This window comes from Paractinoplanes abujensis (assembly GCF_014204895.1).
Taxonomy (GTDB): Bacteria; Actinomycetota; Actinomycetes; order Mycobacteriales; family Micromonosporaceae; genus Actinoplanes; species Actinoplanes abujensis.
Genome location: NZ_JACHMF010000001.1, coordinates 7181398 through 7197550, shown reverse-complemented (window position 1 = coordinate 7197550; position 16153 = coordinate 7181398). Strand labels below are relative to the sequence as shown.

17 protein-coding genes are annotated in these 16153 nt (G+C 71.2%); 11 read left to right on the top strand and 6 right to left on the bottom strand.

Annotation, left to right across the window (positions count from 1 at the left end):
* Positions 1-7 precede the first annotated feature (7 nt).
* Entirely contained in the window at positions 8-1162 is a 1155-nt protein-coding gene (locus BKA14_RS32970) for an acyl-CoA dehydrogenase family protein (protein WP_184954675.1), read from the bottom strand.
* Positions 1159-1872: a methyltransferase domain-containing protein gene (locus BKA14_RS32965; protein ID WP_184954674.1), complete on the bottom strand. Its 714-nt coding sequence runs from the start codon at positions 1870-1872 to the stop codon at positions 1159-1161. Before BKA14_RS32965 ends, BKA14_RS32970 begins: the two co-directional genes overlap by 4 nt.
* A 46-nt stretch (positions 1873-1918) precedes the next feature.
* On the opposite strand from BKA14_RS32965, the gene BKA14_RS32960 reads away from it, so the two are divergent.
* The 8 genes from BKA14_RS32960 to BKA14_RS32925 all read left to right on the top strand — a co-directional run bounded on the left by BKA14_RS32960 (position 1919) and on the right by BKA14_RS32925 (position 8759).
* Positions 1919-2746 (top strand): UbiA family prenyltransferase, encoded by an 828-nt coding sequence (locus tag BKA14_RS32960; protein ID WP_184954673.1) that lies wholly within the window; start codon positions 1919-1921, stop codon positions 2744-2746.
* 100 nt (positions 2747-2846) lie between these two features.
* Positions 2847-3584, top strand: coding sequence for a hypothetical protein (locus tag BKA14_RS32955; protein ID WP_184954672.1), 738 nt, complete (start codon positions 2847-2849; stop codon positions 3582-3584).
* 29 nt (positions 3585-3613) lie between these two features.
* Positions 3614-5032 carry a DNA repair protein RadA gene (radA, locus tag BKA14_RS32950; RefSeq protein WP_184954671.1) on the top strand — a complete coding sequence of 473 codons (1419 nt, stop codon included), beginning with the start codon at positions 3614-3616 and terminating at the stop codon, positions 5030-5032.
* A 73-nt stretch (positions 5033-5105) separates the two neighbouring features.
* Positions 5106-6296, top strand: coding sequence for a DNA integrity scanning diadenylate cyclase DisA (gene disA, locus BKA14_RS32945; RefSeq protein ID WP_184954670.1), 1191 nt, complete (start codon positions 5106-5108; stop codon positions 6294-6296).
* Between the two features lie 2 nt (positions 6297-6298).
* Positions 6299-6661 (top strand): hypothetical protein, encoded by a 363-nt coding sequence (locus BKA14_RS32940; RefSeq protein WP_239093218.1) that lies wholly within the window; start codon positions 6299-6301, stop codon positions 6659-6661.
* Between the two features lie 115 nt (positions 6662-6776).
* Positions 6777-7394 carry a DUF6518 family protein gene (locus tag BKA14_RS32935; protein ID WP_184954669.1) on the top strand — a complete coding sequence of 206 codons (618 nt, stop codon included), beginning with the start codon at positions 6777-6779 and terminating at the stop codon, positions 7392-7394.
* Positions 7395-7438: 44 nt separating this feature from the next.
* Positions 7439-7714: a hypothetical protein gene (locus BKA14_RS32930; RefSeq protein WP_184954668.1), complete on the top strand. Its 276-nt coding sequence runs from the start codon at positions 7439-7441 to the stop codon at positions 7712-7714.
* 253 nt (positions 7715-7967) lie between these two features.
* Positions 7968-8759 (top strand): Ltp family lipoprotein, encoded by a 792-nt coding sequence (locus BKA14_RS32925; RefSeq protein WP_203722519.1) that lies wholly within the window; start codon positions 7968-7970, stop codon positions 8757-8759.
* Between the two features lie 21 nt (positions 8760-8780).
* On the opposite strand, the gene BKA14_RS32920 is transcribed toward BKA14_RS32925, so the two are convergent.
* The 4 genes from BKA14_RS32920 to BKA14_RS32905 all read right to left on the bottom strand — a co-directional run bounded on the left by BKA14_RS32920 (position 8781) and on the right by BKA14_RS32905 (position 11193).
* Complete coding sequence (locus BKA14_RS32920) at positions 8781-9296, bottom strand: 2'-5' RNA ligase family protein (protein WP_184954667.1); 516 nt, start codon at positions 9294-9296, stop codon at positions 8781-8783.
* Positions 9297-10079 (bottom strand): adhesin, encoded by a 783-nt coding sequence (locus tag BKA14_RS32915; RefSeq protein WP_184954666.1) that lies wholly within the window; start codon positions 10077-10079, stop codon positions 9297-9299.
* 83 nt (positions 10080-10162) lie between these two features.
* Positions 10163-10693, bottom strand: coding sequence for a peptide deformylase (def, locus tag BKA14_RS32910; RefSeq protein ID WP_184954665.1), 531 nt, complete (start codon positions 10691-10693; stop codon positions 10163-10165).
* The gene (locus BKA14_RS32905) at positions 10690-11193 is read right to left on the bottom strand and encodes a glycine cleavage system transcriptional repressor (RefSeq protein WP_184954664.1); all 504 of its coding nucleotides are present in this window, start codon (positions 11191-11193) and stop codon (positions 10690-10692) included. The genes def and BKA14_RS32905 overlap by 4 nt, the downstream gene beginning before the upstream one ends.
* 21 nt (positions 11194-11214) lie before the next feature.
* Between BKA14_RS32905 and BKA14_RS32900 the strand changes: the two genes are divergently transcribed.
* From BKA14_RS32900 to BKA14_RS32890, 3 genes are all read left to right on the top strand, one after another.
* Positions 11215-12111: an HhH-GPD family protein gene (locus BKA14_RS32900; RefSeq protein ID WP_184954663.1), complete on the top strand. Its 897-nt coding sequence runs from the start codon at positions 11215-11217 to the stop codon at positions 12109-12111.
* A gap of 129 nt (positions 12112-12240) precedes the next feature.
* Positions 12241-14745, top strand: coding sequence for an alpha-L-arabinofuranosidase family protein (locus BKA14_RS32895; RefSeq protein ID WP_184954662.1), 2505 nt, complete (start codon positions 12241-12243; stop codon positions 14743-14745).
* Positions 14742-16118, top strand: coding sequence for a glycoside hydrolase family 43 protein (locus BKA14_RS32890; protein ID WP_184954661.1), 1377 nt, complete (start codon positions 14742-14744; stop codon positions 16116-16118). The genes BKA14_RS32895 and BKA14_RS32890 overlap by 4 nt, the downstream gene beginning before the upstream one ends.
* Positions 16119-16153 lie beyond the last annotated feature (35 nt).

Below are 16153 nucleotides of genomic sequence, written 5' to 3'. Positions count from 1 at the left end.
CGTACGGTCACCAGCGCGGGGCGGTGCCCTCCGAGTTCCCATCGCCGCCGAGCGCATCCACACCGATCCAATCGGCGCAGACGTCACTGGTCGCCGGTTGCAGCGAGCCGGCCCGCGCATCCCGATAGATGCGTTCCAGCGGGTGGCCGCGGCGCATGGCGGACGTGCCGGCGGCCTCCAGCATCGACGCCGCGACCTCGGCCGCCGTCGTGCCCGCGAGCAGCTTGGCCCGCCACACCCAGCGGTTGGTCTCGGCCTCGCCGGGCCGCTCGTCGACCCGGCGGGCCGCCTCCATGACCGCCAGGCGGGCGGCCGCCACCGCCGCGTCGGCTCGCCCGATCCGCGCGCGAACGGCCGGCAGGTGACCCAGCTTGCGCTCGTTGACGTGCTCGACCGCGGCGTCGACGGCGGCCCGGGCCACCCCGACGTAGACGGCGGCGTAACTGGCCACCATCCAGTGCGGGGCGAGCTGGGCCACGACCAGCGCCAGCCCTTCGACCCCGCCCAGCAGGGCACCGGCCGGGACGGTCACGTCGACGTGCAGATCGTGCGAACCGGTGGCCCGCATCCCGAGCGCGTCCCACGTCGGCTCCACCCGCAGGCCCTCGCCCGCGGGCACCAGGAACTGCGAGACCTGCGACGGGTCGTCGGCGCTGCGCGCGGCGACCAGATAGGAGTCGGCGTGCCCGGCCCCCGAGCAGAAGGTCTTGGCGCCGGTGATCCGGTAGCCGCCGTCCACGGCTACGTACGAGGTGGTGAGCTGGGACAACCGGGAGCCCGCGCCGCGCTCGCTCATCGCCACCGCGTACCACCGGCCCTCGGCCGCCGCTCGCAGGGCGTCGTCGCGGGCCCGCAGCGCCTCGGCGGGCAGGCCCAGCGCGTCGGCCAGTTCGTCGGTGACGCCGGCCAGCGCCCCGGTGACCGATGCGTGCATGTTGAAGATCAGGGCGGTCGCGCCGTTGCCGCGGGCCAGTTCGTACGCGATCGCCGCGTACTCGGCGAAGCTCGCCCCGGCGCCGCCCAGCCGGGCCGGGACCATCAGCCCGAACAGGCCGGCCGCCCGCAGGTCGGCGAAGTCGTCGGCGGGGAACGAGCCGTCGCGGTCGTGGGCGGCCGCGCGGGCCGCGAACCGGGGCACGAGCCGCCGGGCCTCGGAGATCATGCGGCCTCCTTACGACCGTGGCCCTGATAGAGCACGGCGGTGGATCGGGTGGGGACGATGCGGCCCAGGGGGCGGCGCTTCTGGAACGGGCCCAGCCAGCGCAGCAGCCCGGGGACGCTGGGGCGGGCGCCGCGCACCCGCAGCCGTACGCCGTGGGTGGCGAACTCCGCCGTGAGCCGGCCCGGGTCGACGAAGAGCGCCGGGTCGTGCAGCCCGACCGGGGCCAGCCCGATCGCCTCGCCCAGCGTGACCGTCACGAACCGGCTCAGCGCGTTGTCGTTGACCGTGTCCAGCACGAGCAGCCCGCCCGGCTGCAGCACCCGGCACAGCTCGGCCACCGTGCCCGGCAGGTCGGTCACGTGCTCGAGGATCTCGCCCGCCGCCACCACCTCGACCGAACCGGTGGCCAGCGGCAACGCCGTCACGTCACCGCGCACGGCCCGGACGCCGCGCCGGGCCGCGTGGCCCAGCCCGGAGGCGCGCAGGTCGACGCCGACGTGCGTGTACCCCTTGCCGGCCAGGTGCGGGGCGAGCAGACCGCCGCCGCAGCCCGCGTCGAGCAGGATCGCGCCGGGCCGGCTCGCGGGCGGGATCAGCCGGGCCCGGGCCTCGGCCAGCCAGTGCAGCAGCTCGAAGTGCCCGCCCGGGCGCCACCAGTGGTCGGCGAGCTCGTCGTACTGACGCGGATCGTTACGGACCATCGACGGCATGTGATCGAGCGTGGCATGCATCTTGCACACCCGCCACACTGCTCGCATGTCCCGAGCGCTGGCAGTGATCAAGTCGTCTCATCCGGAACCCGGCGGTGCGGTCACGATCGCGATGACCCTGCTGGCGATCGGGGCCGGTCACCGCGGCTGGGCCGTCCTGGGCGTGTTCGCGGCCGTGGGGGCGACCCAGCTCGCCGTGGGCTGGGTCAACGACTGGCTCGACGCGGATCGCGACCGGGCGGCCGGGCGCACCGACAAGCCGATCGCGTCGGGTGCGGTCTCCCGCCGTACGGTGGGAATCTCGGGGTTGGTCGCGGCGCTCGCCGTCCCGCTGCTCGGTCTGCCGTTCGGCCTGCCCGCCACGGTCGTGATCTCCCTGGTCGGTGTGTTCGCGCTGCTCTACGACTGGCCGCTGAAGTTCACTGTGTTCTCGGTGGTGCCCTATCTGGTGGCCTTCGGGCTCCTGCCGGCCTTCGTCGTGGTGGCGTTGCCGGGACAGCCCGCGCCGCCGGCCTGGCTGGTCGCGGCGGGCGCGCTGCTCGGCGCAGGTGCGCACTTCGCCAACGTGCTGCCCGACCTCGCGGACGACGCGGCCACGGGCGTCCGCGGTCTGCCGCACCGGTTCGGGGCGACCGGATCCTCCGTTGCGGCCGCGTTGCTCCTGCTGAGTGCGACACTGACCCTGGTCTTCGGGCCCCCCGGGCCGCCGTCGTGGGCCGGCTGGGCGGGCGCCGCGGCCGCAGTCGTGGTCCTTCCCCTCGGCTGGTACGCGACCCGGCGCGCGCGGGGCCGCGGAGTCGCGATGTTCCGCGCGGTGATCCTCGTCGCCCTGATCGACGTTCTGCTGCTCATCTTCAGCGGCCGGGTGGTGTGAATGGACGGGTCGCCGCACGCGCCCGATCACGGCCCTCTAGGCTGAGCCTTACGCCGTTTGGTGTGCTTCGGTGTCGGCTTGATCAGCTTGGAGGATCGTGATGCGCTCGCTGGGAACCCGCCGCGTCACACTGGCCGCGGGTGTCGCCACGGTCGCCGTGATCGCACTGGCCGGCTGCTCGGCCGGTCAGGTCGCCGAGACAGCCCTGCTCAAGACCCCGATCTCGGGCTTGAACACGCAGAGCCCCGACGGCAAACTGCTGATCCGCAACCTGCAGGTGATCTACAACGACCCCGAGGGTTACCCGGCCAACGGCGACGCCGCGCTCGAGGTCGCTCTGTTCAATCAGAGCACCGACGAGATGACCGTCCTGATCAGCAGCCGCCCGCTGCAGGACGAGCAGGCCGGCATCGTCTCGGCCCGGCAGATCGGGCTCGACGGCGGCCCCGCGGCCGGCCGGCCCAGCGCGAACCCCGAGCCGACCGGCGGTTCCTCCGACTCGCCCGACGAGGTGGGCGGGAGCAACGAGCAGAACACCGGGGTCGAGCAGCCCTCCACGCCGCCCAGTCTGCCCAGCGCGCCGTCGATCGCCCCGACCGCCACGCTGCAGCCGGCGCGCATCACGATCCCGCCGCTGAGCAGTGTGACCTACCTCCCCGAGGACGACAGCAAGCTGGTCGCGGCCGGCCTGAGCGACGAGCTCGTCCCGGGCCACTCGCTGAGCCTGGTCTTCGAGGTGAGCGGCCAGGCACAGCCGATCGAGCTGACCGCGCCGTTCGCCGTCCCGCTCTCCCCCGCGTCGCGCGCGCCGGGTGAGACCGGGGAGGAGCACGAGTAATTGTCGTACCGTCCCGCTAGCTTTGCGGGGTGACGACGTCCCGCACGGCCGCGAAGGCCGCCCGACCCGCCTTCGTCTGCGACGCCTGCGGCCACCAGCCGCCGAAATGGCTGGGCCGCTGTCCCGAGTGCGGTGAGTGGGGCTCGGTCATCGAGTCCACGGTGAGCACCCCGCTCGGTGCCGGGCGGGTGGTCAGCTCGCGCCTGCCCGCCGAGCCGGCCCGGCCGATCGCGCAGATCAGCGCCGCCCCGGCCAAGGCTGTGCCGACCAACGTGGGCGAGCTCGACCGGGTGCTCGGCGGCGGCCTGGTGCCCGGCGCGGTGGTGCTGCTGGCGGGCGAGCCCGGTGTGGGCAAATCCACTCTGCTGCTCGACGTGGCCCAGCAGTGGGCGGCCGGCGCCGGCTCACCGTCCCTGGTGGTCAGTGGTGAGGAGTCGGTGAGCCAGGTGCGGCTGCGCGCCGAGCGGCTCGGCGCCCTGCACGACAAGCTCTTTCTGGCCTCCGAGAGCGACCTCGGCGCGGTGCTCGGCCACCTCGACGCGGTCAAGCCCGGCCTGCTCATCGTCGACTCGGTGCAGACGATCTCGGCCCCGGGCACCGAGGGCGTCTCGGGCGGCGTCACCCAGGTCCGGGCGGTCACCGCGGCGCTGGTCGGCGTGGCCAAGGAGCGGGGCATCGCCACCGTGCTGGTCGGTCACGTCACCAAGGACGGGCAGGTCGCCGGGCCTCGCGTGCTCGAGCACCTGGTCGACGTCGTGCTCCACTTCGAGGGCGACAAGCATTCGTCGCTGCGCCTCGTGCGCGGTGTGAAAAACCGGTTCGGCGCGGCCGACGAGGTGGGCTGCTTCGAGATGCACGAGGGCGGCATCGCCAGCCTGCCCGACCCGTCCGGCCTGTTCCTCACGCGATACAACGAGCCCGTGCCCGGCACCTGCGTCACCGTGGCCATGGAGGGCCGGCGGGCGCTGGTCACCGAGGTGCAGGCGCTGATCGGGGCCGAGGTGCAGGGCTCACCGCGGCGCACGGTGTCCGGCCTCGACAGCGCCCGGCTGGCCATGGTGCTCGCCGTGCTCGAACGCCGCACCAAACAGCTCAAGCTCTACAACCGTGAGGTCTTCGCGGCCACGGTCGGCGGCATCCGCCTGATCGAACCGTCGGCTGACCTGGCGATGGCGCTCGCGGTCGCCTCCGGCGGTCTCGACCTGGCGATGGCCCCGCATCTCGTGGCGATCGGCGAGGTCGGGCTGACCGGCGAGATCCGGCGGGTCGGTGCGGTCGGCCGGCGGCTGGCCGAGGCGGCCCGGCTGGGGTTCAAGGTGGCGCTGGTGCCGCCCGGCTGTGCCCCCGAGGCGCCCCGCGGCATCGAGGTGATCGAGGTGAGCGATCTGCGCTCGGCCCTGCAGTCGGCGGCCCGCGCGTCGGCCGCCCATGGCGGTGACCGACGGTGACGTTTCATCACGCTACGGAGCATTCATCGAACCACGCCTCGTTGCGCTGGATGACAGTCCGTAGAATGTCCAGGTGCCGCTCGACCGCGATGGTTCCAAGCCCGCCGCCAGCCCGACGCCGCGACCAGGGGTCAACGGCTCGGTGCATCGTCCGGCGCCCACCGCGCCGACCGGCCCCGGCCTCACGGGCGGCGGTGTGAGCGGCGATCCGCTGCGCGCCAATCTGGCGCTCATGGCCCCCGGCACCGCGCTGCGCGACGGCCTCGAGCGCATCCTGCGCGGGCGCACCGGCGCGCTGATCGTGCTCGGGCACGACGCCGTCGTCGAGAGCATCTGCACCGGCGGCTTCCCGCTCGATGTCGAGTTCTCCGCGACCCGCCTGCGCGAGCTGTGCAAGATGGACGGCGCGGTCGTGATGTCGAGCGACGGCACCCGCATCGTGCGGGCCGCGGTGCACTTGATGCCCGACCCGGCGATTCATTCCGAGGAATCCGGCACCCGGCACCGCACGGCCGAGCGGGTGGCCAAGCAGACCGGCTTCCCGGTGATCTCGGTGAGCCAGTCGATGCACATCATCGGGCTCTACGTGAACGGGCAGCGGCACGTCCTCGACGACTCGGCGGCCATCCTGTCGCGGGCCAACCAGGCGCTGGCCACCCTCGAGCGTTACAAGCTGCGCCTCGACGAGGTGTCCGGCACCCTCTCCGCCCTCGAGATCGAAGACCTGGTCACCGTGCGTGACGCGGTCGCGGTCGTGCAGCGGCTGGAAATGGTGCGGCGCATCGCCGACGAGATCTCGGGTTACGTGGTCGAGCTGGGCACCGACGGCCGCCTGCTGGCCCTGCAGCTCGACGAGCTCATGGCGGGGGTCGACGCCGACCGCACCCTGGTCATCCGCGACTACCTGCCGACCGGCCGCAAAGCCCGCACACTCGACGAGGCGCTGGTCGAGCTCGACCTGCTCACCGCCACCGAGATGATCGACCTGGTCGCGGTGGCCAAGGCCATCGGCTATCCGGGGGCGACCGACTCGCTCGACGCGGCGGTCTCGCCCCGCGGCTTCCGGCTGCTGGCCAAGGTGCCCCGCCTGCCCACCCAGATCGTCGACCGGCTGGTCGACCACTTCGGCAGCCTCCAGCGCCTGCTCGGCGCAACAGTGGAGGACCTGCAGGCGGTCGAGGGCGTCGGCGACGCGCGGGCCCGGGGCGTACGGGAAGGGTTGTCCCGGCTGGCCGAGGCCTCCATCCTCGAGCGCTACGTCTGACGTTGCCCCTGCTCGTGGTGCGAGCCGCCGCGGTGGTCTTCGCCTACGGCACGGTGGTCCACGTCTTTCAGCTGGTCACCGGTGGTTATCCGGGCCTGCCGGGGTGGTTGGCGGCCTATTTCGTCTCGCTCACCGTCTTGGACGCGCTGGCGGTGCTCCTGCTGCTGTGCCGGCCCGTCGCCGGCCTCTACGTGGGCGGCTTCATCCTGGTGACCGACGCGCTGGCCAACTTCTACGCCAACTACGTCGTCGACACCGCACCCGGCGTGACCGCGGGCCGGATCGGCCAGGCTGTGATCACGCTGCTGGCGGTGGGACTGGTCGCCCTGACCCCGGCGACCGTACGCGCCCTCCGGCGCCGCTGAACCGGTCGCGCCCTCAAACCGCCGGCAGGGGTCGAACTTTCGGCGGACCCACCGGGCGGTTGATCCGCCGCGGGTTCGATGCGCGGACCGGGTGGCGTTCGTAGGCTCGTCAATCATGGTCAACAAAAGCAGCGCCGTCGTGGTCGCGCCTGCCGCCGGCATCCTGCTGGGCGTCGTCGACTTCATCTGGATCAAGTACGTGCCGTCGCCGTTCGGGGACCTGGGGAACTCGATCGCGGTCTGGGCGGTGGTGGCATTCCTGCTGACGTACCGGTTCCGCTGGAGCCTGCCCGTGGGCATCGCCGGGGCGATCGTCTGCCTGGTCGTCGCCGTGCCGTTCTACTACCTGGCGGCGACGGTGATCCAGAACGACGACGTGTCCAACGCGTACAACCGCACCGCGCTGCTCTGGATGGGTCTGGGCGTGGTGGCGGGCGCGGTCTTCGGGGCGGCCGGGGTGATCGCCCGTACGCCGGGCCGGCTGCGCGTGGCGGCGATGGCGATGCCCGGCGCCGTGCTGTTCGCCGAGGCCGTCATCCAGCTGCGCCGCGTCGGCGACCCCTCGTACGGCACCGCCGGGCAGATCGGCTCGGGCGCCGTGCTGATCGCGCTCGGTGTGCTGACCACGCTGCTGGTCGGCCGGTCGTGGCCCCAGCGCGGACTGGCCCTGCTGCTCACGCTCCCCCTGACCGCAATCGGTTGGGTGCTGCTGACCTTCACCGGGTTCAGGTAAGCGGACGGGGTCACCCTTCAAAGTCAGCGCGCAAGAATGGCTCGGTGGATGACCGTGAACTGGTCGCGTACCTGCGGCGCTGCACCGAGGCGGACAACCACCGCTACGCCGACGTTGCGGGTCGATTTGGCGGGGAAGCTCTGCTGGACAGCCACCTGCCGATGCTCGACCTGATCGACCAGCCGGCGAAGGACTGGCAAGCCATGGACCTCGCCGATGAGCGCTACGTCGGCCTGACCCACGCCCTGCGGGTCATTGTGCGGGCGTACCGAGCACCTCGGGTGATGAAAACGTACGTACCGGTGCCCTCAAGGCGGTAAAAGTCCGGGAACATCCGGCTCGTCTATGTCCGTCTGTAGCGCACCGGGCGGTCAAGAAACCGCAGCTCGCGAAGGTCGAAAGCTGCCCGTTCGGGTGTACCGCAGTGGTCAAGGCAAGCGCAGGCTTACAGCCTCGAACGCGGCATGCGCGAACTCATATCAGTTCGTTCATCACCGGGCCTCCGATGCAGCAACGAAGAATCAGCCGTCGTCGTGAAGGTGCCGCGATAAAGCGCTACAAGGAGAAGCACGCATGAGTTCGCCCGTCCAGCCGCCGGACGACCCGCAGCAGCCCCACTACGGCCAGCAGCCGCCACAGCCCTACGGGCCACCGCCACAGCCGTACGGGTTGCCACCGCAGCACGGGCAGCAGCCGCCTTATCAGTACGGCCAGCAGCCCCCGCAGTATGCCGCCCAGCAACCGCCCCAGTACTTCCAGCAGCCATCGCAGTACGGCCAGCAGCCACCCCCTTACGGGCCGCCGCCGATGCTGGTTCCCGAGCCCAAGAAGAAGACCGGCCGGAAGCTGAAGTTCGGCCTCATCGGCGGTGGCATCTTTGTCCTGCTGGTCTGCGTCGGTGCTGCTTTCGCGGGTGGGGGCAGCGACAAGCCCGAGCCGAACAGCGCGATCGGTGTCATTGCCACGACTCCGGCGACCTCCAAGCCCGCGGCCGCCGCGCCGACCGGCACCAAAGAGGCCGCCAAGCCCACCGAGGCAGCACCCGCCGAACCGGTCGACGAGCCCGAGCAGAAACTGAGCGTGTCCCAGCAGAACGCGGTCGACAAGGCCGCCGACTACCTGTCGTACATGGCTTTCTCGCGCTCCGGCCTGATCAAGCAGCTCAAATTCGAGGGGTTCTCCACGAAGGACGCGACAGTCGGCGTGGACGCACAGAAAGCCAACTGGAACGAACAGGCCGCCAAGAAGGCTCAGGAATACTTGGACAGCAGCTCGTTCTCCCGGTCGGGGCTGATCAAGCAACTCAAGTTCGAGGGCTTCACCACGGCCCAGGCCACCTATGGCGTCAAGAAAGTCGGCCTCTAAGACATCCGCGGCGAGGCGGGCTCAGGTCAGCGGGACGTCGATGTCGTTGGCGTGGTCGGCCAGCCCGGCCCCGGTCACGGTGGCCCGCAGGGGCAGGATCTCCAGGCAGCGGCGGACGGCGTGGCCCATCTGCGGGTTGGGCACACGCATCGAGACGGTGCAGTGCGGAACCCAGTGCCCCGGCTCGTAGAGGTCCCACGTCTCGACGCCCGCGGCCGCCAGCCGCTCGTGCACCGCGGCGTGGTGGGTCAGCAGCTCGGCGGTCGGGGTGACGCCCAGCCACAGCACCCGGCCGACGAACTGGCCCACGAAGGTCATGTCCAGGGTCAGGCCCCGGCCCACGGTCAGGCCGGCGAGGGCCTCGACGACCGTCGACGGCTCGAGGGTGCGGGCCGCGGCCAGCGAGACGTGCGGGCGGTGCTTGTCGTTCAGCAGCGACTTCATCGTCGGGATGCCCTCGTCCTCGAGGGCCCGCCACAGGGTCCGGACCCGGCGTGTGGCGTCCACGTCCAGGTAGAGCTCGAGGGCGGCGACCACTCAGGCTGAGATCGTCAGCGCGACCGGGTTGCTCACCAGCGTGCCCAGGCGGGCGCGCAGCTCGAACTGGCCGGGCGGCGGGTTGGGGCCGGTCGCCGAGCCACCGGCGCAGGTGTTCGACTGTCGGCCGTTCCAGGTGACCTTGTATGTCAGTTCCTGGCCGGGCGGGAGTTGCCGGACGTCGCCACCCTTGGCCGTGCTGCAGGTGTCGGACGACCAGTATTTGCGGGCGCCCTGGTCGATGTAGAGCTCCTGCGGGTCGGCGCCGACGTCGCGCGAGCACGTGCGCTGGCTGTTGTTCTTGATCTTGAGTTCGATCTGGACCGTCTGGCCCCGCTTGAGGTTCGTCGACGCCGGGATCGGGGTGACCGTGATCTCCGCGTCGGCGCAGGAGCCGTCGGCGGGCGCGGTGACGCCGGTGTTCTGCCCGTCGGCGCCGCTGCCGGTGCCGGTGCCGGTGCCGGATCCTCCGGTCGGCGGCAGCGTCTCGGTGGACGCGTCGTCACCGGACGGCTGCGACTGAAGATCGCCGGGCGCCGGGAGCGACGGGCCGTTGTTGCCGGGCCGGCCGTCCAGGAACGACGGCTCGGGCGAGCCGGGCTCGGGCGTCGGGTACTGCGACGAGTTCGACGTCGGCGTCTGCCCCTGTTTCTGGCCCTTGTTGTCATCGCCGCCGGAACACGAAACGAACAGCACGATGATGCCGAGCAGCACTGCGCCCAGCACGACTGCACGACGCCGCCAGTAGACGGCGGAAGGAAGGGGACCAACCGTCGATCGCATAGTGGGGCCCACGGTAAACCCGCGCGCCCGCGAGCCCGACGCGACGCGCCGAGGTTATGCGACACCGACTCACAACAAAAGAGTCAGAGGTAGACCTTACGCTGGTAGATCGCGTGCGCCCCGGCGACACGATCGAGAAAAAGCTTTCCCGCGCAGTGGTCGATCTCGTGTTGCAACGCCCGCGCCTCGAACGCATCGGTCGTCACCGTGACCTCTTCGCCGCTGCCGGGCAGGGTGGCCGCGACCACGACGCGCCCGGCCCGCTTGACGTCACCGGTCAGGTCGGGCACCGACATGCAGCCTTCGCGGCCGGCCTTCCAGCGGCTGGCCTCGATGATTTTCGCGTTGCACAGCACGAAAGCGCCGTGCGTGGTGGCCGCCTTGGGGTGGCCGGTCACGTCGACCGCGAAGAGCTGGGCCCCCACCCCGACCTGCGGGGCGGCCAGCCCCACGCAGCCGGGCGAGACGCGCATGGTGGCGACCAGGTCGGCCGCCAGCTGCACGACGGCCGGGTCGGCCGGGTCGACCTCGTCGCCGACGGTGCTGAGCACCGTGTCGGGCGCGGTGAGGACCGGAAGGATCTTGCCCTGCGGCCCGTCCCAGGTGATCGTCACAGGATCTCCGACTCGGCGCGCCGCAGGGTCACCTCGACGCCCAGTTCGGCCGCGGCCACCGCCAGCTGCTCGGCCAGTTCGTCAGCGGACCCGCCCGGCAGGTCGACCTCGGCGATCAGCACGTAGAGGGAGCCGGACAGCCGGGTACTCAAATCGGTGATGTTTCCGCCCGCCGCCGCGACCACCCGGGTCACCGCGGCCACGATGCCGAGCCGGTCGGCGCCGTGGACACTCACCACGTACGGCTCGCCCTTGTCGGTTTTGTCGGACTCGGCGGAGACGGACCGCACCGAGGTGACGACCCCCTCCAGCGGCGCCAGCGCCTCCTCGGCCGCCGAGGCGGAGGGTCCGGTGCAGATCAGGGTCATCGTGAAGTGTCCGCGCAGGCGGGTCATGGTGGAGTCGGTCAGGTTGGCCCCGACTCCGGCCAGGGCCTCGGTCACGTCGGCGACGATGCTGGTCCGGTCGGGACCGATGACGGTGATGGCGAGCTCATCCACCCGCTTACAGTAAGACCTGCCATGACTCTCGCCGATGACGCCATCACGTGGTTCGACAAGAATGCCCGCGATCTGCCCTGGCGGCAGCCCGACACGACAGCCTGGGGGGTGCTGGTCAGTGAGGTGATGCTGCAGCAGACCCCGGTCGTCCGGGTCGAGCCCGCCTGGCGCTCCTGGATGACCCGCTGGCCCACCCCGGCCGATCTGGCCGCCGACCCGCCGTCCGAGGCGATCCGCATGTGGGGCCGGCTGGGCTATCCGCGCCGGGCCATGCGGCTGCACGCCTGCGCGGTGGCCATGGTCGAGCGGCACGACGGCCAGGTGCCGTCCGATCTCGATCAGCTGCTGGCGCTGCCGGGCGTGGGCACCTACACCGGGCGCGCGGTCGCCACTTTCGCGTACGGGCAGCGTCACCCCGTGGTCGACACGAACGTGCGCCGGGTGGTGTCGCGGGCCGTCGAAGGCAAGCCCGACGCGGGCCCCACCACCACCGCGGCCGACCTGGTCGCGATGGCCGAGCTGCTGCCCGACGAGCCGGCCCGGGCCGCGCGGGCCAGCATCGCCTTCATGGAGCTGGGCGCGCTCGTGTGCGTGGCCCGCTCGCCGCACTGCCCCGAGTGCCCGTTCGAGGCGGTCTGCGCGTGGCGGCGCAACGGTTCGCCCGCGCTCGAGGGGCCGAGCCGTAAACCGCAGCGGTACGCCGGAACCGATCGTCAGGTGCGCGGCCTGCTGCTGGAGGTGCTGCGGCACGCGACCGGCCCGGTTCCCCGCCAACGCCTCGACGGGGTCTGGAACGACGACGTGCAGCGGGCTCGCGCGCTGGCCGGGCTGGTCGAGGACGGCCTGGTCGAGCCGCTCGGCGAGGATGTCTTCGTGCTGGCGGGCGACGGGCCCCGCGTACCTCCGCAAGCTCTTTAGTCACCCCTGGCCTTCCCTCGGCGATGCCTTTATGGTGAACGCTAACATCGACCGACTTCACGCTCTCAAGTGCGCCGACGACGCCACCGGTCACGCACTCAGGCGAGCGCGAACAAGGGGAGGACCCCCGTGGCCCGCTTCCGATCCCGTACGGCCGGCGCCGTTGCCGCGCTGGCCGCCCTACCGCTGGCGGTCGCCCCACCGGCCGCCGCCGCGCCCACACCCGACTACACGATCACCGTCGACCCGCGCGCGAGCGGCGCCGCCATCGGCGAGGAGATGTACGGCGTCTTCTTCGAGGACATCAACTACGCGGCCGACGGCGGGCTCTACGCCGAACTGGTCCGCAACCGCTCCTTCGAGTTCCAGGCCGCGGACAACCGGGCTTACACCGGGCTGACCGGCTGGACCACGACCGGCACGGCGACCACCGTCGACGACGAGGCCCGCCTCAACGAGCGCAACCGTACGTACCTGCGGTTGACCGGCCCGGCGAGCGTCACCAACGCCGGCTACAACAGCGGCGTCGCGGTCGCGAAGGGCAACCTCTACGACTTCTCGGTGTGGGCCCGCTCCGACTCCGGCTCGCCGCTGACGATCTCGCTGGCGACGGCCGGCGGCACCGCGCTGGCCGCCCCACTCACGATTACGATCAAGGGCGACACCTGGTCCCGGTACGCGGGCACACTGCGCGCCACCAGCACCAGCGACGCCGGACGGCTGACGGTGTCGGCCACCGGCACGGGCACGCACCGGCTCGACATGGTGTCGCTGTTCCCGCGCGACACCTACCAGGGACGCCCCAACGGCCTGCGCAAGGACCTCGCGCAGAAGGTCGCCGCGCTGCACCCCGGCTTCGTCCGCTTCCCCGGTGGGTGCCTGGTCAACACCGGCAGCCACTACGCGTACGACGCCGCGTCGAACTTCCCGCGGGCCCGCTCGTACCAGTGGAAGGACACCGTCGGTCCGGTCGAGGCGCGCGCCACCAACGCCAACTTCTGGGGCTACAACCAGAGCTATGGGCTCGGCTACTACGAATACTTCCAGTTCAGCGAGGACATCGGCGCCGCCCCGCTGCCCGTGGTGCCGGCGCTGGTCACCGGCTGCGGGCAGAACCGCGCGACCGACGACCCGGCCCTGCTGCAGCGGCACATCCAGGACACGCTGGACCTGATCGAGTTCGCCAACGGCCCGGCCACCTCGACTTGGGGCAGGGTACGGGCCCGGATGGGCCACCCCAAGCCGTTCGGCCTGACCATGGTCGCGGTGGGCAACGAGGAGAACCTGCCCGAGGAGTACTTCGCGAACTTCCTCAAGTTCCGCGAGGCGATCAAGGCGAAGTACCCGGCCGTCACGGTGATCAGCAACTCCGGCCCGGACGACATGGGCGTCACGTTCGACAACCTGTGGGCCAAGAACAGGGCCGCGGGCACCGAGATGGTCGACGAGCACTACTACAACAGCCCGAACTGGTTCCTGCAGAACAACGACCGCTACGACTCGTACGACCGCAAAGGCCCAAAGGTCTTCCTGGGTGAGTACGCATCGCAGGATGCCAAGTTCTTCAACTCGCTGGCCGAGGCGGCCTACATGACCGGCCTCGAACGCAACGCCGACGTGGTCAAGATGGCCGCGTACGCCCCGCTGTTCGCCAACGTCGACAACGTGCAGTGGCGGCCCGACCTGATCTGGTTCGACAACGACGAGTCGTGGGGGTCGACCAGCTACCAGGTGCAGAAGCTGTTCATGAACAATGTGGGCGACCGGGTCGTGCCGTCCACGGTGACCGGCGGCCGGGTCGTGCAGCCGAAGCCGATCACCGGGCGGGTCGGGCTCTCCACCTGGCGTACGGCGGCCCGCTACGACGACCTCAAGGTCACCGCGCCCGACGGGACAGTGCTGCTGGCGGACGACTTCAACGACGGCAACGCGGACGGCTGGAGCCCGATCGAGAACCGCGGCACGTGGACGGTCACCGACGGCGCGTACGCACAGACCGACGTCGCGGCCGAGAACACGATGGTCGCCGCGGCCACCGGCATCACCGCGACCGACTACGACATCAGCCTGAAGGCCACCAAGACCGCAGGCGCCGAGGGCTTCCTCATCCCGTTCGGGATCAAGGACTCAGGCACCTGGTACTGGTGGAACCTGGGCGGCTGGAACAACACCCAGGGCGCGATCGAGAAGGCCACCGGGTCCGCCGCGGCCAAGGAACAGCTGCTCACCCGGCCCGACACGGTCACCACGGGGCAGACGTACGACCTGCGGATCGAGGTGCGCGGCACGAAGGTGACCCTGATCCGCGACGGCGAGGTGTGGGGCAGCTTCGACGACAACCAGGTCACCGAGCCCTTCGCCCAGGTCGTCACGCGCGACCAGCGTACGGGGGAACTGATTGTCAAGATCGTCAACGCCTCGACGTCGCCGGCCTTGACCAAGGTCGATCTCGGTGGGCTCCGCGTGCGGTCCACGGGCCGGATGACCGTCCTCGCCGGTGACCCGGGCGAGCAGAACACCCGCTCGGCCGAACCGATCCTGCCGGTCACCTCGACCGTTCGCGGGCTGGGCTCGACCTTCACCCGCGAGTTGCCGGCCAGTTCCGTGACGTTCCTGCGTTTGGAGACCCGATGAAGAGGCGCACTCTGCTGGCCACCGTGGCCGGCGCCGGTGTCGCGGGGCTGTCCGGGGCCGGCGCCGCCAAAGCCGCCGAACCGCGTACGGACGCCGAGATCTACGGCGTGCCGACCGTGCAGCCGCTGGTGACGCAGCGGGCCGACCCGTTCATCACTCCCCGGACGAACGGCATGTACTACTTCACCGGCTCGGTTCCCGAGTACGACCGGATCGCCCTGCGCGGCGCGTCCACGCTGGCCGGGCTGTCCGGCGCGGCCGAGACGGTGATCTGGCGGCGCCCGGCGAGCGGCACGATGGCCGGGCACATCTGGGCGCCCGAACTGCACCGGATCGACGGCAAGTGGTACGTCTACTTCGCGGCCGGCGACTCCGACGACGTGTTCCGGATCCGCACCTACGTGCTGGAGTCACCGCTGGCCGATCCGCTCGACGCGAGCGGCTGGCAGCTCAAGACCCAGCTGTTCACCGAGTGGGACGGCTTCACGCTCGACGCCACCACGTTCGCCCATCGCGGCCGCCGCTACCTGGTGTGGGCGCAGAGCGAGCCCGAGATCGCCGTCAACACGAGCCTCTACATCGCCCGGATGGGCACGCCGTGGTCGCTCGCGACCAAGCCGATCCGGATCACGACACCGACCCGGGACTGGGAGATCCAGGGTTTCCGGGTCAACGAGGGGCCGGCCGTGCTGATCCGCAACGGCCGGGTGTTCCTGACCTTCTCGGCCAGCGCCACCGACGCGCGCTACTGCATGGGTCTGCTCACCGCGGACGCGGACGCCGACCTGCTGGAACGCGCGTCGTGGGCGAAGACGCCCGACCCGATCTTCGTGACCGATGCTGCGACCGCACGCTACGGGCCGGGACACAACTCGTTCACCGTCGCCGAGGACGGGCGGACCGATGTGCTGGTCTACCACGCCCGCGACTACCGCGACATCACCGGCGACCCGCTCTACGACCCCAACCGGCACGCGCGGGTGCAGCGGCTCTACTGGCATCCGGACGGCACCCCGCTGTTCGGCGTGCCGGTGGGTGACGGGGGTCCGATCGTACGGATCTCGCCCGCGGACCGGCCGGACGACTTCGTGCGGCACTCCGCCGGCGCGCTCGTGGCCGAACGGGCACCCAGAGATCTGGCTGCCACCCAGTTCCGGTTCGAGGCGCGGGAGGACGGTTCCGAGGTGGTGCGGTCGGTCGACCGTCCGGACCAGTTCATCGGCGAAGGCCTGCGCCTGTCTCCCACCGCCCTGGCGTTCCGGCGCGAGCGCACCCGTACGGGGGTCAAGCTACGCACGGACGGCGGCTACCTGCGGATCTCCGGCACGACGGTGATGCTCGGCTCGGCCGGCACGGAGCTGCGGCTGAGCTGACCCGGACCCCGCGCACGTAGTCCCCCCGCTGCGTG

Coding starts and splice junctions, on each gene's coding strand:
- BKA14_RS32970 (WP_184954675.1), bottom strand. CDS start 1,162: ATGATCTCCGAGGCCCGGCGGCTCGTGCCCCGGTTCGCGGCCCGCGCG.
- BKA14_RS32965 (WP_184954674.1), bottom strand. CDS start 1,872: ATGCCGTCGATGGTCCGTAACGATCCGCGTCAGTACGACGAGCTCGCC.
- BKA14_RS32960 (WP_184954673.1), top strand. CDS start 1,919: ATGTCCCGAGCGCTGGCAGTGATCAAGTCGTCTCATCCGGAACCCGGC.
- BKA14_RS32955 (WP_184954672.1), top strand. CDS start 2,847: ATGCGCTCGCTGGGAACCCGCCGCGTCACACTGGCCGCGGGTGTCGCC.
- BKA14_RS32935 (WP_184954669.1), top strand. CDS start 6,777: ATGGTCAACAAAAGCAGCGCCGTCGTGGTCGCGCCTGCCGCCGGCATC.
- BKA14_RS32925 (WP_203722519.1), top strand. CDS start 7,968: ATGAGTTCGCCCGTCCAGCCGCCGGACGACCCGCAGCAGCCCCACTAC.
- BKA14_RS32915 (WP_184954666.1), bottom strand. CDS start 10,079: ATGCGATCGACGGTTGGTCCCCTTCCTTCCGCCGTCTACTGGCGGCGT.
- BKA14_RS32900 (WP_184954663.1), top strand. CDS start 11,215: ATGACTCTCGCCGATGACGCCATCACGTGGTTCGACAAGAATGCCCGC.
- BKA14_RS32890 (WP_184954661.1), top strand. CDS start 14,742: ATGAAGAGGCGCACTCTGCTGGCCACCGTGGCCGGCGCCGGTGTCGCG.